Below are 20482 nucleotides of genomic sequence, written 5' to 3'. Positions count from 1 at the left end.
GCGAAGGAAGACCGACCCATGCTGCGCATCGCCGTCCCCAACAAGGGTTCACTGTCCGAGCCTGCGTCGGCGATGCTCCATGAGGCGGGCTACAAACAGCGCAAGGACCGCCGCGAACTGGTCCTGGTGGACGGCGACAACGAGGTCGAGTTCTTCTTCCTGCGTCCCCGCGACATCGCCGTCTACGTGGGCTCCGGAAAGCTCGACATCGGCATCACCGGCCGCGACCTGCTGCTGGACTCCGGTGCCGCCGCCGAGGAGATCCTCCAGCTCGGCTTCGCCGCCTCCACCTTCCGCTACGCCACCCGCCCCGGCACCGCGCGGGAGGTCGGCGAGTTCGGCGGCATGACCATCGCCACCTCCTTCCCCGGCCTGGTCGCCAAGCACCTGGCCGACAACGGGGTGGACGCCTCCGTCGTCCGCCTCGACGGCGCCGTCGAGACCGCCATCCAGCTGGGCGTCGCCGAGATCATCGCCGATGTCGTGGAGACCGGCACCACCCTGCGCAACGCCGGGCTGGAGATCATCGGCGAGCCGATCCTGGAGTCCGAGGCCGTCGTCGTCCGGCGCACCGGCGCACCGGCCGACGACCCCAAGGTGCGGCAGTTCCTCCGCCGTATGCAGGGCGTCCTGGTGGCCCGGCGCTACGTGATGATGGACTACGACATCCGCGCCGAGAAGGTCGAGCAGGCCGTGGCCCTCACCCCCGGCCTGGAGTCGCCCACCATCTCGCCGCTGCACCACGAGGGCTGGGTCGCGGTGCGCTCCATGGTCCCCGCCAGGGACGCCCAGCGGATCATGGACGATCTGTACGACCTGGGCGCCCGGGCGATCCTGACCACCGGCATCCACGCCTGCCGGCTCTGAGCCCCGGCTCCGGGCCCCGGTGCCCCGCCTGCCTCCCCTGCCCGACGCTTCCCCCGACGGAGAGCCGCCCCGTGTCCGTCCCCGCCCCCGAATCCGGCACCGACCCCGTACCCGGGCTGCCGGTGGTCTTCCGGCCCACCCGCACCCGGATCGTCCTGCTGACGGTCGGCGTCGCGATCCTGGCCACCCTGACCGCGATCGCGTTCCTGCTGGAGGCGGCCGGGGCCGGGGAGCGGGCGAGCTTCGTCCTCACCGGTCTGCTTTTCTTCGCGGTCCTCCTCCTGCTCGCCCGCCCGAAGGTGGTCGCGGACACCGGCGGGGTCACGGTCGTCAACCTCACCACCGTCCGTCACCTGGAATGGGCGGAGATCATCCGGGTGAACCTCCGGCCCGGCGATCCCTGGGTCCTCCTCGACCTCTCCGACGGCACCACCCTGCCCGCCATGGGCATCCAGCCCGGTGTCGCCAGGGCGCAGGCCGTCCGGGACGCGAAGGCACTGCGCGCGCTGGCCGAGCACCACGGCACGGGCCGGACGGACGGCTGAGGCCGGCCGTCAGCCGAACGGCGGGGGCTCGTGCCGGGGTCCGGCCGGACCCCGGCCGGACAGCACCTCGCCGTACGCCTGCATGAGGTCCGGCAGCCGCAGCGTCGCCAGCTCCTCCCGGGAGGGCGGGCCCGGGCAGGCGGCCAGCCGCAGGTCGCGGTAGGCGCAGGACTTCTCGTACAGCGTGCGCAGGAAGCGGCCGTTGCCCAGCTCGTCGATCCAGCCCTGGTCCACCACGTGACCGCTGATGCTGCGCAGCTCCTCCAGGGCCTCCTCGTCCCACCGGTCGCCGTTCTCGGCCGCCAGTACCTCGCCGATGGCGGTCAGCTCCAGCGGGCGGTAGCTGGGGAAGTCCACCCGGGTGGTGAAGCGGGAGCCGAGGCCGGGGTTGACGGCCAGCAGCCGGTCCATGCCCTCCGGATAGCCCGCCAGGATCACCACCAGCCGGTCCCGGTTGTCCTCGGCGCGCTTGAGCAGCACCTGGAGCGCCTCGTCGCCGTACGCGTCGCCCTTGCCGTAGCCGGTGTTGGACAGGCTGTACGCCTCGTCCACGAACAGCACTCCGCCCAGCGCCGAGTCGATCAGCTCGTTCGCCTTCACCGCCGTCTGGCCCAGGAACTCGCCCACCAGATCGGCCCGCTGGGCCTCCACCAGGTGGTCGCCGCCCAGCAGGCCCAGTGCGTAGAACACCCTCCCGAGGATCCGGGCGACGGTCGTCTTCCCCGTCCCCGAGGGCCCGGAGAAGACGAAGTGCCGCTTGGGCGGCTGGACCGGCAGCCCCTGCTCGGTGCGGAGCCGTGCCATGTGCAGCTGCGCGGACAGCGCCCGCACCTGCCGCTTGACCGGCTCCAGGCCGACCATGCGCTCCAGCTCCTCCATCGCGTGGGCCAGCAGCTCCTGATCGGCCGGTCCGGTGGGGAACCGCCCGGGCGCCCGCCGGCCGGCGGGGCCCGCCGACCGCTCCCGTACGCCGTCGGCCGTCACCGGCACCGGCGGCACCGGCGCGGCGCCGGGCCGCGGGCCGTCGCCGGCCGGGGTGGCGCCCTCCGCGCCGCCGGTGAGCACTCCGGTGCCGGCCGGAGGGCCCGTGAGGTCCGGGCCGCCGTCCGCGACCGCCACGGTGGTGACCGGTCCCGGCGCGTCGCCCAGCCCGTCGCCGAGTCCGTCGCTCTCGGCGATGGCGGTCAGCCGGGCGGAGGTGTCCATGAACGCCGGATCCACCCGGTACACCGCCCGGTACAGCGGCAGCGCCGCCGCGCTGCGCCCGGTGCCCTCCCGGGCCCGGGCCAGCCAGTAGCGCAGTTCCTTGCGCTGCGGCTGCTCACTGCGGCAGCGCATCAGGGCGGCGGCCAGCAGCGGCTCGGCCTGGCCGTACATCTCCAGCCGCACCCGGGCCATGCCCGCGAACAGGCTCGCCTCGACGCCCAGCAGCGGATCGTCCACCAGCGGATCGGTGTGCCGCACCAGCAGCTCCCAGTCCTTGGCGAGGTAGGCGCGGCAGGCGTGCAGGAAGCGCACCTGGGAATCGGTCTCCACCGGCGGGCACTCGGCCAGGGCCCGGTCCAGCTCGGCGACATGCCGGCCGTCCAGCCAGTGCGAGGCGTGCGCCAGCAGCAGGTCGCGTCCGCTCTCCAGCACCGGCTGCACCCACCAGCCCAGCCAGTACCAGGAGTTCAGCGGCTGTCCGTGGCGGTTGCGCTGCTCGCCGAAGCGGTCGCGGTGCTCGTACATGCGCAGCAGGGCGGTGGCGGTGTCCACGCGCAGGGCGTGCAGGCCCAGCCAGGCGTCGGCCATGCCGGGGTCGAGCCGCACGGCGGTACGGAACTCCTCCTCGGCGTGGACGTAGCCCCCCATGGTGTACGCGTCGACGCCGCGCAGCCAGGCCAGGTCGGCAGGGGCCTGCGGACCACCCCGGGTGTCCTGCGTGCCGTAGTCCATCACGTCCCCCACGAAACATCCCCCGATGGTCTGTGCCGGGCGGTCGGATCGCCCGGCGGCGGTGGTGCTCAACTGGTCCGCCACGGACGGGAGTTGCCGCGGGCATCCGGAGAAGTCCCCGGACAGCCGCGGCATTTGGCATGGTACCCGGGGCGCGGGGCCGGTCGTAGACGGCGTATGGGCAGGCCAGCGGGGGAGGCCGGACGGGGGGGAGGCGTCCCGCGTGTCGATGTCATCACCCTGGGTGACGGGACGTCGGAGGTGTGCGGGCAGAACGAAGCCCCCGATCACGGGGGAACAACCGGGGGCTTCGTGTAGTGAACGACCCTTCCAGGCCGTTCAGGGAGAACGTAGAACCTGGGTGGGGCGCCGGTCAAGCCGGTGGGGCGGAACACGCCCGTGGGCATGGCGGCAGTGCGTACGGCTGACGGGTCGTCACGGTGCGTGCCGACGCGGAGGCTTTCACATCCGGCCCCGCGGCCCCGGCAGCAGTTCGAATCCGCCGGGCCGCTGCCGCACCAGGTGATCGGCGTACGGGCGGGAGGGATCGGCGGCGAAGTGCCGCAGCTCCGCGCGCTCCCAGCCGTCCCAGAACCCCGCCAGCGCGGGCCCGTCCCGGCGCCGTCCACGTGCCCAGGACTCCCCGGGCGGCAGCTCCATCCACAGCAGGCGGGACAGGTGGGGGCGCAGGGCCCGGCGCCCCGCGCCCACCCCTTCCACCAGCACCACGGGCGCGGGCGGCAGGACACGCTCCCCGGCGAACATCCGGCGCTCCCAGTCGTACACCCGGTGGCGGGCCGGCTCCCCGCGCGAGAACGGTGCGAGGACCTGCTCCAGGACCCGGTCGGTCCACTCGAAGAGGGCGCCGTGACTGGCCAGGTCGTCCAGATGGAGCACCGGCGCCCCGCCCAGCTCTCCGGCCAGGTGCCCGGCGAACGTGCTCTTGCCGGATCCGGCGTGCCCGTCCACCGCTACCAGCCGCACCGGGCCGCACGACGGCGGCAGTGCGCGCAGCCGCCGGGCCAGAACGGCGGGAGTGCCCAGGGCACCGGAGCCGGGTCTCACCCCGACAGCGTACGGCCGCCCGCCCACCCGGGTGGCCGGGACCGGTGACGGACCACTCCGTCCGGGCCCTGTCGCTGGCCCGGGCCCCGCGGCGGCGGCAGGATTGTGAACGCGCGCCGACCACGCGCACACACCGACCGCCGAAGGACCGGGGGCCCGCCGCCATGACCGCCAGCAGACCCGCCACGCGCCGCACCGTGCTCGCCGCCGCCCTCGTCACGGCGGCGACCGCGGCCCCCCTGGCCACCGCCTCGTCCGCCGCCGTGCCGTCCGGAGCCCGCCCCGCCCACCCGTCCGGCGGCTCCACCGTGGACTACCGTGCCTGGACCTCCCTCCCCGACTGGCGCACCGGCACCGGGGAGGGCACCCGGCCGGTGGCCGGTCCGCGCCCCGGCCTCACGCTCGCCGCCCCCGTGGGCACCACCGACCACACCGACTCCCACACCGGCCGCACCGCCTCCTGGGAGTACGCCGTGTGGACCTCCCCGGCGCACACCCTGCCGGTGCCCGCGAGCGAACTGGTCCCCTCCTGGAACGCGCAGACCCCCGCCGGCACCTGGATCCGGATCGAGCTGCGCGGCACCTACACCGACGGCACCGACACCCCCTGGTACACCATGGGCGTCTGGGCCTCCGGCGACACCGACGTCCGCCGTGCCTCCGTGGACGGGCAGCGCGACGGCGTCTCCAGCGTCTGGACCGACACCCTCGCGATCGACGACACCTCCGCCGGCCCGCGGCTGGCCTCCTACCGGCTGCGCGTCACCCTCCACCGCGCCCCGGGCAGCGCCGCCGCCCCCACCGTCTGGCGCCTGGGCGCCATGGGATCCGACGTCCCCGGCCGCTTCGAGGTCCCGGCCTCCGCGCCGGGCGTGGCCACGGGCGTCGAACTGGACGTCCCCCGCTACTCGCAGAACGTCCACATCGGCCGGTACCCCGAGTACGACAACGGCGGCGAGGCCTGGTGCAGCCCCACCTCCACCCAGATGATCGTCGAGTACTGGGGGCGCGGGCCCACCGCCGAGGACCTGGCCTGGGTACGGCCCGGCTACTCCGACCCCCAGGTCTGCCACGCCGCCCGCTTCACCTACGACCACCAGTACGCCGGCTGCGGCAACTGGCCGTTCAACACCGCCTACGCGGCCACGTACCGCGGCATGCAGGGCCTCGTCACCCGCCTGGACTCCCTCACCGACGCCGAGCGCCTGATCCGCGCGGGCATCCCGCTGATCACCTCCCAGTCCTTCCTGGCCGCCGAACTCGACGGCGCGGGCTACGGCACGGCGGGCCATCTGATGACCGTCATCGGCTTCACGGCGGACGGCGACGTCATCGCCAACGACCCGGCGGCCGACAGCAACGCGGCCGTCCGCCGGGTCTACCGGCGCCGCCAGTTCGAGAACATCTGGCTGCGCACCAAGCGCTACGACGCGAACGGCCAGGTCAGAAGCGGTACGGGCGGCGTCTGCTACCTCATCTTCCCGGCAAAGCCGGCACCGAGTCAGCACCGCGTTCTGCGATCGCTCGGCATCCGCTGACCTCCTGAGCCACCCGTTCACCTGCTTCGTGGTGTACGGGTCCCTCCACGAGCGGCTGAGGGCCCGGGGCGACATGGACTACGTGACCGTGCTCAAGCCCGGGCCGGCCGGGGGGGGGGGGGGGGGAACCGGGTGCCGCCGCTGCCGTCGAAGCCGTGGACCGCGACCCGGCGGGCCGGAGCCCGCTCCCGGGCCACCTCGTTCCGGTTCGGGAACGCGGCTCCGTAAGGCCCTGCCGGATATCGCCTCACCCGGTGAGGGAGCGCAGTTCGTATGACAGGGTCTCCTCATTGATCAGTTCGAAATGATCGAGTTTTGTGATTCTTGCCGAAATCCTGTCGCGGCCCTCGTGCCGCTGTAGTGCGGTGTTCATGGCCGGAAGGTGTTCTTCATAGGAAGCGGACAGGACAAGGCGCACCCGGTCGGCCAGCTGGGCGACTCTGTTCAGACGGGTGCCGAACTGGTCATACCCGGTCGGCTCCCAGTAGGAGAGCGTATCGCGGGACAACTGGGACAGCTGTCCGAAATCCTTCGGTGTGACTTTCGTCAGGTAGTGGCAGAGCGACCGGAAGGTCTCCTTGTCCGGTGCCAGGCCGATCAGTCTCTTGAAGGCCGGTACCGGATTTCGCGGGTCCGCTTCGGCGAAGATCCGTGAGATGGTCATCGTCGACTGGTTGACATTGGGATCGAGCAGCACGGCCGCGGTGACCGGCGGTGCGGCGGCCTTCGGCCCCTGCCAGTGCTCCGCCAGTTGCAGGACGAGGTCGGCACCGAGCGAGAACCCCACCAGGATGATCCTCTTGCCGGCGTTCTCCCCGCTCAGCGTCTCCACGAAGGCGGCGGCCATCCTGATGTGGGAGGCCAGTCCCACCGGTGGCAGTCCCCTCGTCCCGTCCGGTTCGTAGCCGCGGAGGTTCAGCGCGACACCGTGACCGTCGTGGTGTTCCAGGTGGTGGAGGTAATCCGTGGCGTCGAGCCCCAGCCCGTGGAAGAAGACCGTCAGCGTGTCGGTGTCGGCCTTTCGCTCCAGGTAACTCAGATCGTTCGACCTTCGTTCGACGACCGTGTGATCGTGGCACATGACTGGGGCCATCAGAGTATTCCTTTGACGGATGCGTACGGCGGATGCGCCAGTGACTCTAGACCAATGCCCCGGTGGCATGTGCCAGAATCAACACAGCGACCCGGGCCGGGGGACGACGCTGCGCGCGATCGGGCCCACTGGACAACACCACAGACCTTTGGCCTAATTGATGATAGCCATCCGGTCAGGGTATTGGTAAACCGAGAAACCGCCATTCAGGTCGTCGGTTATTTCCGGTTGGGGGGAGAGCGCTCATTGAACGGCTCCTTGGGTGAGGCGGAGGCAAGAGAACTGATCATCTCGCACGCTTTCTCGCGGGAGCGGGCCGGAAGAGTAGGTGTGGAGCTGGAATGGCTGGTCCACACGGACGGGGCGGCCGCCGACCGGTGTGCCGGGGAGGATCTGACGGGCTTCGCGGCGGAGCTGGAGCGCGGGGCCGGCCCGCGGCTGCCGGCCGGTGGCACGGTCTCGCTCGAACCGGGGGGTCAGCTGGAGCTGAGCACCCGCCCGGCTGATTCACTGGGCGACTGCGTCCGGGACGCGGCCGAGGATCTCGCGGTACTGCGCGAACTGGCCGCCGGACGCGGACTGGTGCTGCGGGGTGCCGGTCTCGACGACCGTCCCCCGCGGCTGCGGGTCGCCCTCCCGCGGTATCTGGCGCTCGACCACTACTACCGGCGCGCCGGGGACTTCGGCCGGACGCTGCTGTGCGGTACGGCTTCCGTGCAGGTCAACGTCGACGCGGGGGACGGTTCGCGGGGATGGCGCGGCCGTGCCCGCCGTTGGGCCCTCGCCAACGCGCTCGGTCCCGTACTGATGGCGATGTTCGCCAACTCCCCGGCGACCGTACGGGGCGCTTTCGTACGGTCGGGCCGTCAGGTGCTGCGGCTGCGCACCGACCCGGCGCGCAGCGGCCCGCTGCCGCCGGCCGGTGATCCCCGGGTCCTGTGGGCCGAGTACGCCCTGGACAGCGCAGTGGTGGGCATCCGCTCCCCGGAGGGTGATGCCTGGACGGTTCCGAGCCGCGCGCTCACTCTGCGGCACTGGCTGCGGGCGGGTGAACCGCGCCCGATCCACCCCTCCGACGTCCTGCACCATCTCAAGTCCCTGGTGGCACCGGTCCGTGCGTGCGGGCACCTGGAGTTGCGCATGATCGACGCGCAGAGCGACGACCACTGGGCGGTGCCGCCGGCGGTGGTGGCCGCCCTGCTGGACGAGGAGGAGGCGTCGGACACCGCCTGGCGGCTCCTGGGGCCGTCTGCCACGTCGTCCTGCCGTGCCGACTGGCTGCGTGCGGCCGGGGCGGGACTGTCCGACCCCGCGCTCGCCCTGGTGGCCCGCGCTGTCATGGGAATCGCGCTGACCGGGCTGGCCAGGCTGGACGTCCCGTCGTGGGTGTGCGAGGCCGTCGAGCGCTACGCGGACACCTACACCATGCGTGGACTGTCGCCCGCCGACTCCCGTCCCGCGGGGGTGGTGCCCGCCGCCTGATCCCCGGTGTCCCGGCCGGTGAGCCGTACGAGCCGAACCAGCCCAGTGAGAGGGGCACACGGATGACGACCGTTCGCAAGGAGACGCTGCTGCGGGCGCTGACCGACATGCAGCGGCACCAGCAGGGCAATCACGGCTGGTCGGTAGTCCACGAGTCACTGGGCCGGCTGGCCGGCCGTGCTTCCGCGGCCTCCCTCGACACCGTGCTGGCAGCCGCCTGGCGTGTCCGTCCCGCGATCAGTGACGCACATCTGATCACCCTGCTGGGCATCGCCCTGCGCACCGTGGCGGCACATGACGCCGAGGCGGCCCGGGTCTTCCGGCCGGAACTGGCCGCCGGTGACCGTGTCCGAGTACTGGAGAGGACTCTGGAGCGGCACCGCGACGAGATCACCGGCATCGTCACCGAGCACTCCAACTCCTTCACCGGCGCCCGCCGTTTCCTGGTGCCCCAGTTGGTCATCGGCGCCTGGGCCGAACACCGGCGTGTCGAAGCGGTACGGCTGGCCGACCTCGGTACCGGGATCGGGCTGCTGCCCCGGCAGCTGAACAACCGCACGGTGTTCGATCGGTTCGCGCCCGACCTGGCGTGGTTCCCGTACACGCCGCCCTTCCGGCCCGTCCCGCTGACCGCGCGCACTGGTGTCGACGTGCCTCCGCTGCCCACTCTGGAGTGGGTGCGCGGCTGCCATGGGCCCTCGCGGTACTACACCGAGCGCTTCGCCGAGGTCGTCTGGTCGCTGGAGCAGACCGCCGCGGAGGCGGCGGAGCTGGAACTGCTGCCTCTTGACATCCTCGACCCGGCCGCGCTGACGGAGTTTCTCCGTACCCACCGGATCACCGTGGCCACCTGCAACTTCGTGCTCTACCAGTACGACGAGGCGACCAGGGAGAGGGTCATCGCCGCGATCACCGCGGGGCTCGGCCGGCCCGGTCTCCTCCTCAGCATGGAGCCCGGCCACGAACTGCGCCGGATGGGAGCGTGCGTCCGTGGCTACCGGGCCGGCAGCACCACCGCGCTGCACATCGCCGATGTCTCCGACGCCCACTTCCTCGGCCGGGTGACGCTCGGCCCCGGATTCGCCGAACTGACGGGAGCGGACCCGAACCCGTGACACTCTTCGACCCCGACAGCGGAGGATTCGCGGCCTTCGCCCACCGGTACCGGGCCGTGTTCGCCGGGGCCGGCGGCCTGGCCGGGATCCTCATCGGGGTCTACAGCGACGAGGCCCGCCGGATGATCGCGTGGACCTGGACCCATGTGGTGGCTGGCGGCACCCTGGTCGTCCTGGCCGCCGTGGCCGTCTTCTCCGCCGCGTGGTGGACCCGTGGCCTACTGGAGCGCCGCCGGGAGCTACAGCGGGAGACGGTGGAGCGTTCCTTCGACATCCACGCCGACGACTTCGAGGACCTGCCGTCCGACCACGCGGTCATCGGCCGCGAACTGCGGTACATCGAGCGCCGTACCGCATCGTCGCACCTGGTGATCCTGCTGCCCGGCCTCGGGCTCGACGCCGGGGAGTTCCGCTCGTTCATGAACGTGGCCTCCCAGCACACGGTGGGTCTCACCGCGTTCGGACACAATGTCGACGATGCCAGGGACAACCGCTATCGCGCCGTCGGACTCGCCACCCACGCCGAGCTGATCAGCTGGGCGATCAGTCGCGTCAGCCGCCAGTACCCGCGCAAACGGATAACCCTCGTGGGATTCTCGGTGGGCGCGGACATGCTGTTCCGGCTGGCCGAGCTGTGGACCGACCATCCGGACCGCAGGCCGCGTATCTGCTCGGTGCTGCTGCTCGACCCCAACATCAACCACTCCACGATGATCATCACTCACAGCGTGGCCCAGCTGAACCCCGAGGAACCGCTCGCCGAACTCAAACGGATCGCCAACATCCCCCGTTCGCCGGTCGAGTTCCAGAACATCTGCGAGTACCTGCACAAGATCAGCGGAAAAGATCTCCGCCAGGTGCAGCGCTACGCGGCGGACCTGTGGGAGTACTGGGAGCCCGAGGGGCAGTACGACCGGTTCTTCCACCGCTTCGAGCGGCTGCAGGCGGTCTGCGGCACCACGCGGGTCTTCTTCTCCACTCATTTCGAGCAGCACTTCAACGAGGTCGTGGCACTCGCCCGGCAGCGGGGCATCCGCAAGGTCTTCGACCTGAGACGTGTCGACCACTTCGAGCTGTGCCGGGAGACCTTCCTCAAGCGGGAGGTCGACGCTCTCACCCGCCGCCGCTGACCGGCGGCCTCCGGCCGTCCGCGGTGTGGCGGAGCGCGCGTTCGCACGCCCGGAGGGTGCCGCGGTGCACCGCGCGGGCGATACGGGCTCCCCACCGGGAGCGGGGCCCCGCGAACGGTTCGGCCGCCCGGCCGGGACGCGGGTGCGGGGCGGCGACGCACACGGCGTCGGTGGGGGTGCCGGAGGCGTCGATCCCGGCGTCCCGCAGGGCCTGCACCTTGGCCTCGGTCGCGGTGGCGACGGCGTTGACCAGTGCGGCGTCGGAGAGCGGGACGGGGACGGACACCACGATGTTGATCGTTCCGGCGGGCGGCGCCCCGGTGTGCGCGGGCGCCGGGTCGGCGGCCCAGCCGCGCACCCCGATTCCGGCGGTCACCAGGGCCTCCACCCCCTCGTCCGAGGCCCAGCAGCGGTCGCGGACCGGGGCGGCCGTCATCAACCCGACCCCGGGGCCCGACACTCCGGCACGGGCGGCCAGTCCGGCCAGGTGCGCCGCGGGGTCCAGCCGCCGGTAGCCGGGCGGCACCTGCGCGTTGAGCACCCAGCCGCGTTCGCCGAGGCCGCCGCCCAGCAGGGCGCTGGAGACCATGCGGCGGCCTCCCCCGGGGACCCACAGCAGCAGGGGCCAGTCGCCGCCGGGCTCGGTGCGCGACAGCAGCGGGAGGTCGCCCAGATCGGACAGACCGGAGAGGGTGAGCGGCATTGCCGCACTCTAGTCACGGTCCGGAGGGGACCTGCCGCCGCCCCGTCGTCCCGGCCCGCGGGCGGGGCCGGGGGGAGCGCACGGCGCCGGGGCGCGGTCGGCTTCCCGGCGCTCCCGGTGCCGTTGACGGTGCGTCCCGTACCGGGGGACCGGGAGCGGGACGCACCGCCGTGGTTCACGCCGGGACGGCGGCCGGTGGCGCGGCGGGTCCGGGCGGGTACGCCCGTCTCACCGCTGCCTCACGGCTGCCGCAGCGCCTCGGCGGTGTGCAGGGCGACGAAGAAGTGCCCCAGGACGTTGGGGTGCGCGGACAGGTCGTTGACCGGCATCAGGGGCTCGTACCACCGCTTGTCCTGCGGCCGGCACATGTCGTGTCCCTCCGACACCTTGTAGGCGTCGACGTAGACGGCCCCGGCCTCGCGGGCCTCCTCGGCGAGCATGGTGTTGAGCTTCCTGGTGGTGGCGTCCAGGTAGGCCACGTCGCCCTTGGCCAGGGGCACGGTGGAGGGGTCGCAGCTGTCGCCCTCGGCGGGGAACAGCGCGGGGTAGCCGACCAGGGCGACACGGGCGCCGGGGCTGCGCCGGTCGATGTCGGTGAGCATCGAGCCGATGCGGTCCCGCAGGGTGGCGATGCCCGTCTCCAGCCGGTCGGTGCCTCCGCTGGTGAGCTGGTCGCGGCAGGGGCTGCCCGCGCGGTCGCCCAGTCCGGCGATGACGCACTGCTGCAGGACGCGGGTGAAGCCGAGGTCGTTGCCGCCGATGGTGACGCTGACCAGGTCGGTCTCCCCGGTCAGGGCGTCGAGCTGCGGGGCGGACGCGGTGCTCTGCGTGTTCCACAGGTCCCGGGTGGTGGCGCCGCTGCAGCTGACGTCCTTGAACTCGACGTCCGGGCCGGCGATGTGTTCGAGGGCGGAGGCGGCGATGGCCGGGTAGTTGGACCGGGAGCGTTTGCATGCCTCGTCCGCCTTGGGGGTGATGCCCGGGCCGGAGGCGTAGGAGTCGCCCAGGGCGACGTACTGGACGGGGGAGTCCGCGGCGGTGGCCGGGAGGGCCCCGGCGGAGAGCAGGGACGCAGAGGCGGCGAGCACCGCGGCCGTGGCGGCGGTGCGTCTGGTCGCCGTCACGCGGCGCTTGGAACGGGTCATGTCGTCTCCGTCGCAGAGTGGTCGGTTGCGTGGGGCGCGAGCGCCCGGCCGAGAAGATCACTTCAGAGGCCCGCGCGTTCCACGGTCCCCGGGCCGAAGTGCCGCCGGACGCGGCTCGGTCGGCGGGCCGGCGCGTCCCGGTGCCCGGGCCGGCTGCCTGCCGGGTCCCGCCCGTCCGTACGGCGCCCGGCTCCCTCCGCCGGGCGGAAGCCGCTGTTCCGGACGGGTTTTCAAGAGCCCTGAGAATTCCTCGGTTTGGATCTTCCGATCATGGCAAGGCGGTCCTGTGAAGACGACAGAAGGGAACCGAAAATGGGCATCATCGCGTGGATTCTGATAGGTCTGCTCGCCGGACTGATCGCAAAGGCGATCATGCCGGGCAAGGATCCCGGCGGTCTCATCGTCACCACGCTGCTCGGTATCGTCGGTGGTCTTCTCGGCGGTTTCCTCGGCAAGGTGATTTTCGGCGTCGACTCGATCGACGGATTCTTCGAGCTGTCCACCTGGATCGCCGCCGTCATCGGCTCGGTCATCGTCCTCGCCGTCTACCGCGCGGTGACCGGACGCAGCCGCGTCCACGCCTGACCCGGAGCCCGGGCACGCGGTGCTGCCCGGCAGGCGGGCCTGACCTCGCGGCAGCCGGACGACCGTCGGCGTTACCGCCACCGGCGTCCGCGGAACGCCGCCGCAGGCCCGTCCCGCGCACGGCACAGGTCCCACCGCCCCCGGTGGTCCGCTTCACCGAGCGGACCACCGGGGGCCGTTTGTGCCACAGTACGGAAAACCGCCCGGTGTTCTCGGCGGGGGAACGGAACGGGCGCCCCGGTTCGTGGACGGCGGGCGGAGAAAACGGACAGCGGGCGGCAGGAAAGGGGAAGGGAGGGGCGGAATTCCGCTTACCGGTGTCGTGGGATTCAGGGGTTCGTACGCGGTGGATTACCGGGCCGGTGGGGATTGGTGAGTTCCCCGCTGCGCCGGTGGTGTCCGGCGGCCCGGCGGAACCCGCTTCCGGGCCGGTGCGGCACAGGGGCGGCACAGCAGTCGTCCGCCGTCGTCGCGCAGTCTCCCGGGGGGAACCATGCGTACGAAGACCGCCCGTACCGTCCATCTGTTCGCCGCGTCGGCCCGTTCGTCACCGCAGCCGGTGCCGTCACCGGCTGCGGTGACGAACGGGGCCGCCGGCGGTGGCGTCCGGAAGGGCGACACGGTTGACGCCACCGGTCCGGCCGGGAAGCCGTCCGCCGGGCGACTGAACCCGATCGACCGGCTGGTCCGCGCGGACCGGGAGGACCGGGAGGACCGGTCCGTCACCGTCGTGGTCGGTCACGGCACCTGTGACGACGGAGTCGCCGTGGAGGCGCTGGAGACGGACAGCGGCGTGGTGCTGTCGGCGTCCGTCCGAGGTGGGCAGGGGGAGCCTGCACCGCCGACCTGACCTACGACGCGGTGACGGTGAGGCTGGACCGGCCGGTCGGGGACCCGTGCCGTCCTGGACGCGCGCACCGGCCGCCCGGTGCCGCACGGGGAGCGGGGCCGTCCCCTGCCGGACGGAAGCTGAGCGTTCGCCGGGAGGCAGGGGAGCCGTCGGAGCTCCCCGGCCGCGTCCGGCCGCCACCCGTTCTCTGCTTCCGGCGTCTCCGGAACGGACGGCGGCCGGGCCGCAGCCGGTCAGGGCTCGAAGACGATCCGTGCCGTGACGTCGCCGCGCAGCACGTCCCGCATGGACTCGTTGACCGACTCCAGCGGCCTGGCCTCGGAGATGACCCGGGTGTGCCCGGCGGCGTGCAGCCGGTACACCTCGGCGAGGTCCTGGCGGGTGCCGACGATCGACCCGATCACGCTGATGCCGTTCAGCACCGTGGCGAAGACCGGGAGCGGCAGGGTGCCGTCCGCGGGCAGGGCGATCATGACCAGCTTCCCGCCGCGCCGCAGCCCGCCGTACGCGGCGGTGAACGCCTCCTCGTTGACCGCGCAGGCCAGCGCCACATGGGCGCCGCCGTGCCGCTTCAGCGCCTTGGCGGGGTCCTCGGCGCGGGCGTCGATCACGATGTCGGCGCCGAGCTTGGCGGCCAGGTCCAGCTTCTCGTCGGTGACGTCGATCGCCGCGACGGTGGCGCCGGCGGTCTTGGCGTACTGCACGGCCAGGTGGCCCAGACCGCCGACCCCGGAGACCGCCACGAGCTGGGCGGGCCGTACCCCGGCGACCTTGAGCGCCTTGTACGTCGTCACGCCCGCGCAGGTCAGCGGCGCGGCGTCGCGCGGGCTGATGCCGTCCGGGACGGGCTGGGCGAAGTCGGCCCAGGCGAGCATCTTCTCGGCGTATCCGCCGTCGCACCCGTAGCCGGTGTTGACCTGCCGCTCGCACAGCGTCTCCCAGCCGGACAGGCAGTGCTCGCACCGTCCGCAGGTCCGTCCCAGCCACGGCACGGCGACCCGCTGCCCCGCGGTCAGGTGGGTGACTCCCGCACCGAGCCGTTCGACGATCCCGACGCCCTCGTGTCCGGGGACGAACGGGGGCTCGGGCTTGACGGGCCAGTCGCCGTTCGCGGCGTGGATGTCGGTGTGGCACAGTCCGGAGGCCTCGATGCGGACGCTGACCTGCCCGGGGCCGGGCTCGGGATCGGGGCGCTCCTCGATCACCAGTGGTTCGCCGAGGGCCCGGACGACTGCTGCCTTCATGACTGCTCAACTCCTTGCGGGGTTCCCGGTGCTTCCGGGGCTGTTCGCCGTCCGCTGCCGGACGGTACGGGCGGGGTTGTACGGACTGACGTACGACCGCGGTCCACGGGGCCGCCGCTCGCGCCGTCAGCGGAGCCAGCCGTGGTGCTTGACCGGCGGCAGCTCTTCCCAGGTGCGGCCCAGGCCCCAGGTGCGGCCGGCGCCGTAGGCGGCCAGGGCGATCAGGACGAGGGCGTAGATGAGGTGGTAGTCCACGACCGGGTTGGTGGACATGCTGGGGGAGCCGTCGGACAGGTGCTGGGCCAGGGGCCATTCCGCGGTCCACATCAGTGCCATCATCGCGGTGCCGGCGGCGGCGGCCGGTCGCAGGGCCACGCCGGCGGTGAGGGCGAGGCCGACGCCGAGCAGGCCGAGCATGAACAGCCAGTTGGCCCAGGTGGCTCCGGCGATGTTGTGGAAGAAGGACTCCAGCGGTCCGGCGGAGACGCCGCCGAGGTAGCCCTGGGTGGGGGAGCCGCCCTCGATCCAGGCCTGCTCGGCGGTGGTGGCGTAGCCGAGGCCGAAGGTCTTGTCGAGGAACGCCCACAGGAAGACGAACCCGGTCAGCAGCCGGGTGACGGCCCCGATCCGCGCGGCGACGGTGCCGGTGGCGACGGCGGCAGCGGTGCCGGTGGCGGCCGTGGCGCCGGCGGCGGCACGGGCACCGGCCGCCGGGGCGGCGGCCCTCGTCCGGCGCCATGAGGGCAGGTGGAGTCCGGGACGGTGGTGAGAGTGACCCTGCACGGCCATGACGTGCTCCCTTCCGGGTGCTTCGGACCGGGTGTCCGTCGCATGACCACCATCCCGCCGGCGGCGGGTCCGGCGCCGGTGCCGAAGGACCGTCTTGTGCGGGGCCGGTCGGCCCTGTTCCCGGGGCCGGTGGGTCCCGGGCGTCCCCTCCGGCCTCGGGACGCACCGGCACCCTGTGCCCACCGCATTGCCGGAAGCACCTTCTCGGCCCGGTACGGGACGGCCGCCGCGGTACGGCCGCACGCGCACGCACCGGAGACGGCGGGGCCCGTCCTCCGGTGCGTGCGGCAGGTCTCTCGTGACGGGTCCGGATCAGGCCGGGATCCTGTCGGCGAGCCGCTTGAACGCGGCCTGGGTCCCCGCTCCGGCGATTCCGTCGATGGCACCGGTGTAACCGTAGTTGGCCTTCAGCCAGCGCTGCAGCGCCTTCACCGTGTTGGGTCCGACGATCCCGTCGATGGCGTCGTTGTAGCCCCATGCCTGCCTGAGGTAGCGCTGCATGGCCTTCCAGCTGTTGGTGCCCAGCTGTCCGTCGATGGCGCCGGTGTAGCCGTAGTGCTCCTTCAGCACACCCTGGACCTTCTTGGCCTGTGCGGTGCTCAGGCCGAGGTTGACCACCGCGAGCGGGGCGACGGCCTCGGAGCTCACCGCGGGCTTGGCGGCCGGGGCGGGGGCCGCGGCGGCGGCGCCCGCGGTGGCCAGGCTCCCGGCGGTGATCACGGCGGCGGCGGTGATGCTGACAAGTGTCCTCGTGGAGGTTCGCATTCGGCTTCCTTCCGATGGGTGAAGCCGACCGCACCGGCCGGCCTGGCAACGAGACTGCGGGGCCGGGGGAAGGGGCCGCAACGGCTGCCTCGGAAGTGACGTACTGATGGGGCATCCCATGAGCTGACCTGCTGGGACACCGCTCGCCGGGTCGGCGCGGCGGGACGGGAGGGAGGGGACGGTGGCCGGTTCCGCACGAGCGCGGACCATGGTTGCTGGTGCACAATGCAACCGGGGACACGGGGATTCGGACCAAGGGCCACGAACGCGTGTGGGGGAACATGTCGCGCTGGAAAGAGCTGCCCGTCGAACTGGACGCGCCTGTCCGCCGGCTGGTGGTGCGTCTGCGTGGGCTGAAGGACCACAGCGGATTGAGCATGCGGCAGCTTGCCGCGAAGACGGGGTACAGCGCGAAGTCCTGGGAACGGTATCTGGGCGGCAGGTCGCTGCCGCCCCGGGACGCCGTCGAGGCGATGGCCCGGATCTGCGGTGAGGATCCGACCCGGCTGCTCGCGCTGCACGAGGTCGCGGCCGAGGCGTGGGGGGCCGGACGCGGAGGCGCGTCCGCGCCGGAGGCGGCCGGAACGGCCGGGGCGGAGTCCCCGCCGGCCGAGTCCGGGCGAGGGCGTCCGCACGGGCGTCCGCCGCGCATCGCGCTGGTGGCGGGGGCGGTGGTCCTGGCACTGGCCGTCTCGACGGCGGTCCTGCTGTTCGCACGGTCCGCGGGCGGCGACGGCAGGGCGGGGGCGGAGCCCTCCGCCTCGTCCGCCGCGGCGGCACCGGGGCCGGCGTCGGGCCCGGCGGCCGAGTACACCTGTCGTGTGGAGCGCGTCGACGGCCGTTGGTACGCGGGCAACAGCCGTACCCGGGAGGCCATCGTGGCGTACGGACACGCCGGGCCGGAGGTGGCGGAGGTGCAGTGCCTGCTGCGCCGGGCCGGTATCGAGCCGGGTGACGTCGACGGGATCTACGGTCCGCTGACGCAGCGCGCCGTCGAACGTGCGCAGAAGCGGGCCGGTCTGGTCGTGGACGGCATCGTCGGGCCGCACACCTGGCAGGCACTGCGGGAGTGGTCCGGCGAATGACGCGGGCCTCGCGGACGCCGCTGCCGCCGGAACGCGCCCGACTGGCCGCCGTGCTGCGGGAGTTGAAGGAACGCACCGGCCTGAGCCTGGCGGGCCTGGCGGAGCGGACCACGTACAGCAAGTCCTCCTGGGACCGCTATCTCAACGGCAGGGTGCTGCCGCCGCGGCAGGCGGTACGGGACCTGTGCCGTCTCGCCGGGGAACCGGAGGGGCGGTGTCTGGCCCTGTGGGAGATCGCGGAAGCGGAGTGGAGCGGGCGCGCGGTGGAGGCGGCGCGTACGTCCGCGGACACCGGTACGGGCACGCCGGAGCAGTCACCGTCTCGGGTGCCGCCCCGGGACCGGCGGCAGGCACCGCGCCCCGGCGGGCGGCACGGCCGCCGGGGCGCGGTGGCCGTGGTGGTGTTCGCGTCGGTGTGCGCCGTGGTCCTCGGGGGCGTGGCGGCCCTGCTCCTGCCACCGGGCGGGAAGGACGGACCCCCGTCCTCGCCCCCGCCCGCCTCCGGTCCCTACTGCCGGGGCACCGACTGCGAGGGCAGGAATCCGATACACATGATCTGCGCCGCCGGACCGGACAGCCTCGCCTCGTACCGCACCGCCACCGGAGCCCGGATGGAGGTGCGGTACAGCCGGGAGTGCGGGACCAGTTGGGCCCGGGCGTGGGGTACGAGCGTCGGCGACCGGATCGAGGTGTCCGCGGACGGCCGTACCCACAGTGCCGAGGTCGCGGACGAACTCGACGCGGAGGCGTATGTCTACACCGCCATGGCCGCGATCCGCCCCGGAAGCGTCGTCCGGGCCTGTTTCCGGCCCGCGGGGGGCGGGGAGAGGGAGTGCTTCGACGGCCGTGCGGTCCGGGGTTCGAGCGGTGGGGAAAGCGCTTGGCCCCGTGCCGCACCGTGGCGCGGCGGCTCCAGGCCGCCGCGCCACGGCGCGGTGTTCGGATGGTTCGGGGACGTCCCGGTCAGCTCACGTTGATGTTGGAGTTGCCGCTGCTCTGGTAGCCCTCGGTCGCCATGATCATGTAGTAGTTGAAGCCGCCCAGCCGCAGCCCGGCCCGGCTCCACGCGTCGAAGTGGTTGCCGGTGGTGATGGTGCCGCCGGTCTTCTTCTGCTGCCGGACGCTCCAGTACTGGTCGAAGGTCCTGCCGTCGCCCTCGATGGAGGGGGCGTTGTGCCGGGTCGTCCTGTAGATGTCGTACGTGCCGCCGTCGCTGCTGACCGTGCCCCGGTGCTCGCCCGTGGGCCGGTAGTTGCCCCAGCTGTCGACGATGTAGTACTCGACGAGCGGGTTCGACGTCCAGCCGTACAGGCACAGGTAGCCGTTGCCGGACGGGTTGAAGCTGCCCGAGTAGGACACGGTCCGGCGGCTTCCGTTGCTCCAGCCCTTGCCGATGACGAAGTTCCCGGTGTTGCGCCACGAGGTGCTGTAGTTGCCGCCGTTCCCCAGGGTCGCGGAGACCGTTCCGGGGGCGTCGGTCCAGAACGAGAAGAAGTACCCGTTGTGGTGGCCGGTCTGGTTCGAGGTGATGGTCTGGGCGTGGGCGGTGCCGGCGGTCGGCAGTATCAGGCCGGAGGTGGCCACCGCCAGGGCGCCGGCGCGGCCGATGAAGCCCCTGCGGCTGAGGCCGCTGGGGGTGGGGACGCCGTTGTCGGGGGTGGGAGCGCCGTTCATGTGCATGCTTCCTCCATGCGAAGACTGGCCGGGGGGCCAGGCAGCGTGATACGGGCCGGTGGGGATGCCGGTGGCCGGGAGGCGGTCACCGTGTGCCGGTGCCGTATCAGCGACGGTGGGGGGATGTTCGGTCGTCGTGTGCTCGACGGCCGGAGGGCCGGGACACTGTGGGGTGTTCCGCATCGACAGGAGGGCTGTCGATGCGGATAGTGTTGGTCCGGCCCGTTGAGTTGTCAACAGTTCCCGGAAGCATTACGGGAACTGTGCCGTCATCAGGGGTTTACGCAAGAGGAAGTTGTTGCTGGTCAGCGAGCCTCCACTGTTGATCATTTCATGGCTCGTCGACTGGAAGCGTCAGTTCCGGGACCGGTGGCCGGGCCAACGTTGTCGAAACTTTCGGGGATGTTCCGATCATGCCGCGCGGGGGCGGCCGGCCGCCCCCGCGCGGCTCGCCGGCTTCCTCCGCGCCGTCAGGTCTCCTCCGGTTCCCCGGCCCGGCGGGCACGGTGTCCGGCGGGGCCGGGCCGGGCGTCCGCGGCGGGAGAGGTCGTCCGGTCGGCGCTCCCGGAGTAACCGGTAGGTTTTTCCCGGCGATTTCCCGGCCGTGGGTTATGGCGGCTCGTCGCGCCCGCCGCCGTTTTCGGGTATTGCTCGAATCGCTGTTTGTTGTGGCCGCGTCAAAAGCGTATTGCGTGATGATCTCGCGGTCCGTCCGGCGCTCCCCGGCCGGGCCGGGGTGACGGATGCGTGAGGGGGCGAATGAGAGGCCATGAGGGGTCTGACCGGCGGATTGGCGTTTGGTGAACCGGGTAAGTTGAAAGGGTTGTGACGGAACTGGTGTTGGTGTATACACGTCAAGTGTATGAGGG

Annotated in this window: 19 protein-coding genes; 10 read left to right on the top strand and 9 right to left on the bottom strand. The window is 72.4% G+C overall.

Annotated features, from left to right (window positions below):
- Positions 1–18: 18 nt before the first annotated feature.
- The gene (gene hisG, locus V1L54_RS06065) at positions 19–867 is read left to right on the top strand and encodes an ATP phosphoribosyltransferase (protein ID WP_330116832.1); all 849 of its coding nucleotides are present in this window, start codon (positions 19–21) and stop codon (positions 865–867) included.
- A gap of 71 nt (positions 868–938) precedes the next feature.
- The gene (locus V1L54_RS06060) at positions 939–1412 is read left to right on the top strand and encodes a PH domain-containing protein (protein ID WP_330116831.1); all 474 of its coding nucleotides are present in this window, start codon (positions 939–941) and stop codon (positions 1410–1412) included.
- 9 nt (positions 1413–1421) lie between these two features.
- On the opposite strand, the gene V1L54_RS06055 is transcribed toward V1L54_RS06060, so the two are convergent.
- Positions 1422–3362: an AAA family ATPase gene (locus tag V1L54_RS06055; RefSeq protein ID WP_330116830.1), complete on the bottom strand. Its 1941-nt coding sequence runs from the start codon at positions 3360–3362 to the stop codon at positions 1422–1424.
- A 450-nt stretch (positions 3363–3812) separates the two neighbouring features.
- The gene (locus V1L54_RS06050) at positions 3813–4415 is read right to left on the bottom strand and encodes a uridine kinase family protein (RefSeq protein ID WP_330116829.1); all 603 of its coding nucleotides are present in this window, start codon (positions 4413–4415) and stop codon (positions 3813–3815) included.
- 164 nt (positions 4416–4579) lie between these two features.
- Here V1L54_RS06050 and V1L54_RS06045 point away from each other — a divergent pair, with 164 nt between their 5' ends.
- Positions 4580–5953: a C39 family peptidase gene (locus V1L54_RS06045; protein ID WP_330116828.1), complete on the top strand. Its 1374-nt coding sequence runs from the start codon at positions 4580–4582 to the stop codon at positions 5951–5953.
- Between the two features lie 247 nt (positions 5954–6200).
- Here the strand turns inward: V1L54_RS06045 and V1L54_RS06040 are convergent, their stop codons facing one another.
- Positions 6201–7046: an alpha/beta hydrolase gene (locus V1L54_RS06040; RefSeq protein WP_330116827.1), complete on the bottom strand. Its 846-nt coding sequence runs from the start codon at positions 7044–7046 to the stop codon at positions 6201–6203.
- Positions 7047–7376: 330 nt separating this feature from the next.
- Between V1L54_RS06040 and V1L54_RS06035 the strand changes: the two genes are divergently transcribed.
- The 3 genes from V1L54_RS06035 to V1L54_RS06025 all read left to right on the top strand — a co-directional run bounded on the left by V1L54_RS06035 (position 7377) and on the right by V1L54_RS06025 (position 10773).
- Positions 7377–8528, top strand: a complete 1152-nt coding sequence (locus V1L54_RS06035; protein WP_330116826.1) for a glutamate-cysteine ligase family protein — start codon at positions 7377–7379, stop codon at positions 8526–8528.
- Positions 8529–8590: 62 nt separating this feature from the next.
- Positions 8591–9643 (top strand): hypothetical protein, encoded by a 1053-nt coding sequence (locus tag V1L54_RS06030; RefSeq protein WP_330116825.1) that lies wholly within the window; start codon positions 8591–8593, stop codon positions 9641–9643.
- A complete protein-coding gene (locus V1L54_RS06025) occupies positions 9640–10773 on the top strand; it encodes an alpha/beta hydrolase family protein (protein WP_330116824.1) in 1134 nt (377 codons plus the stop codon). Before V1L54_RS06030 ends, V1L54_RS06025 begins: the two co-directional genes overlap by 4 nt.
- Here the strand turns inward: V1L54_RS06025 and V1L54_RS06020 are convergent.
- Positions 10757–11476 carry an adenosylcobinamide amidohydrolase gene (locus V1L54_RS06020; RefSeq protein WP_330116823.1) on the bottom strand — a complete coding sequence of 240 codons (720 nt, stop codon included), beginning with the start codon at positions 11474–11476 and terminating at the stop codon, positions 10757–10759. The genes V1L54_RS06025 and V1L54_RS06020 overlap by 17 nt on opposite strands.
- Before the next feature lie 239 nt (positions 11477–11715).
- On the bottom strand, positions 11716–12621 hold the full coding sequence (locus V1L54_RS06015; protein ID WP_330116822.1) for an SGNH/GDSL hydrolase family protein: 906 nt from the start codon (positions 12619–12621) through the stop codon (positions 11716–11718).
- Between the two features lie 312 nt (positions 12622–12933).
- On the opposite strand from V1L54_RS06015, the gene V1L54_RS06010 reads away from it, so the two are divergent.
- Positions 12934–13206: a GlsB/YeaQ/YmgE family stress response membrane protein gene (locus V1L54_RS06010; RefSeq protein ID WP_330116821.1), complete on the top strand. Its 273-nt coding sequence runs from the start codon at positions 12934–12936 to the stop codon at positions 13204–13206.
- A gap of 493 nt (positions 13207–13699) precedes the next feature.
- Positions 13700–14056, top strand: a complete 357-nt coding sequence (locus tag V1L54_RS06005) for a hypothetical protein (RefSeq protein WP_330116820.1) — start codon at positions 13700–13702, stop codon at positions 14054–14056.
- 233 nt (positions 14057–14289) lie between these two features.
- Here V1L54_RS06005 and V1L54_RS06000 read toward each other — a convergent pair whose 3' ends face one another.
- The 3 genes from V1L54_RS06000 to V1L54_RS05990 all read right to left on the bottom strand — a co-directional run bounded on the left by V1L54_RS06000 (position 14290) and on the right by V1L54_RS05990 (position 16854).
- The gene (locus V1L54_RS06000; protein WP_330116819.1) at positions 14290–15300 is read right to left on the bottom strand and encodes a zinc-dependent alcohol dehydrogenase; all 1011 of its coding nucleotides are present in this window, start codon (positions 15298–15300) and stop codon (positions 14290–14292) included.
- Between the two features lie 126 nt (positions 15301–15426).
- A complete protein-coding gene (locus V1L54_RS05995) occupies positions 15427–16089 on the bottom strand; it encodes a hypothetical protein (protein WP_330116818.1) in 663 nt (220 codons plus the stop codon).
- Between the two features lie 312 nt (positions 16090–16401).
- Positions 16402–16854 carry a peptidoglycan-binding domain-containing protein gene (locus V1L54_RS05990; RefSeq protein ID WP_330116817.1) on the bottom strand — a complete coding sequence of 151 codons (453 nt, stop codon included), beginning with the start codon at positions 16852–16854 and terminating at the stop codon, positions 16402–16404.
- A gap of 281 nt (positions 16855–17135) precedes the next feature.
- On the opposite strand from V1L54_RS05990, the gene V1L54_RS05985 reads away from it, so the two are divergent.
- Together V1L54_RS05985 and V1L54_RS05980 are read left to right on the top strand one after the other, a co-directional pair.
- Positions 17136–17939 (top strand): peptidoglycan-binding protein, encoded by an 804-nt coding sequence (locus tag V1L54_RS05985; RefSeq protein WP_330116816.1) that lies wholly within the window; start codon positions 17136–17138, stop codon positions 17937–17939.
- Positions 17936–18916 (top strand): helix-turn-helix domain-containing protein, encoded by a 981-nt coding sequence (locus tag V1L54_RS05980; RefSeq protein WP_330116815.1) that lies wholly within the window; start codon positions 17936–17938, stop codon positions 18914–18916. The genes V1L54_RS05985 and V1L54_RS05980 overlap by 4 nt, the downstream gene beginning before the upstream one ends.
- Here the strand turns inward: V1L54_RS05980 and xynA are convergent.
- Positions 18903–19613 (bottom strand): endo-1,4-beta-xylanase XynA, encoded by a 711-nt coding sequence (gene xynA, locus V1L54_RS05975; RefSeq protein ID WP_330116814.1) that lies wholly within the window; start codon positions 19611–19613, stop codon positions 18903–18905. The two genes, V1L54_RS05980 and xynA, sit on opposite strands and share 14 nt — an antisense overlap.
- Positions 19614–20482 lie beyond the last annotated feature (869 nt).

Source organism: Streptomyces rubellus (genome assembly GCF_036323805.1).
Lineage (GTDB): Bacteria > Actinomycetota > Actinomycetes > Streptomycetales > Streptomycetaceae > Streptomyces.
Note: the sequence above shows the minus strand (reverse complement) of the source record. Positions and strands in the feature narration are given on the sequence as shown.

Excerpts from the sequence above, each read along its gene's own strand:
- hisG (WP_330116832.1), top strand. The coding sequence starts at position 19 with ATGCTGCGCATCGCCGTCCCCAACAAGGGTTCACTGTCCGAGCCTGCG.
- V1L54_RS06045 (WP_330116828.1), top strand. The coding sequence starts at position 4,580 with ATGACCGCCAGCAGACCCGCCACGCGCCGCACCGTGCTCGCCGCCGCC.
- V1L54_RS06040 (WP_330116827.1), bottom strand. The coding sequence starts at position 7,046 with ATGGCCCCAGTCATGTGCCACGATCACACGGTCGTCGAACGAAGGTCG.
- V1L54_RS06030 (WP_330116825.1), top strand. The coding sequence starts at position 8,591 with ATGACGACCGTTCGCAAGGAGACGCTGCTGCGGGCGCTGACCGACATG.
- V1L54_RS06020 (WP_330116823.1), bottom strand. The coding sequence starts at position 11,476 with ATGCCGCTCACCCTCTCCGGTCTGTCCGATCTGGGCGACCTCCCGCTG.
- V1L54_RS06015 (WP_330116822.1), bottom strand. The coding sequence starts at position 12,621 with ATGACCCGTTCCAAGCGCCGCGTGACGGCGACCAGACGCACCGCCGCC.
- V1L54_RS06010 (WP_330116821.1), top strand. The coding sequence starts at position 12,934 with ATGGGCATCATCGCGTGGATTCTGATAGGTCTGCTCGCCGGACTGATC.
- V1L54_RS06005 (WP_330116820.1), top strand. The coding sequence starts at position 13,700 with ATGCGTACGAAGACCGCCCGTACCGTCCATCTGTTCGCCGCGTCGGCC.
- V1L54_RS06000 (WP_330116819.1), bottom strand. The coding sequence starts at position 15,300 with ATGAAGGCAGCAGTCGTCCGGGCCCTCGGCGAACCACTGGTGATCGAG.
- V1L54_RS05995 (WP_330116818.1), bottom strand. The coding sequence starts at position 16,089 with ATGGCCGTGCAGGGTCACTCTCACCACCGTCCCGGACTCCACCTGCCC.
- V1L54_RS05990 (WP_330116817.1), bottom strand. The coding sequence starts at position 16,854 with ATGCGAACCTCCACGAGGACACTTGTCAGCATCACCGCCGCCGCCGTG.
- V1L54_RS05985 (WP_330116816.1), top strand. The coding sequence starts at position 17,136 with ATGTCGCGCTGGAAAGAGCTGCCCGTCGAACTGGACGCGCCTGTCCGC.
- V1L54_RS05980 (WP_330116815.1), top strand. The coding sequence starts at position 17,936 with ATGACGCGGGCCTCGCGGACGCCGCTGCCGCCGGAACGCGCCCGACTG.
- xynA (WP_330116814.1), bottom strand. The coding sequence starts at position 19,613 with ATGAACGGCGCTCCCACCCCCGACAACGGCGTCCCCACCCCCAGCGGC.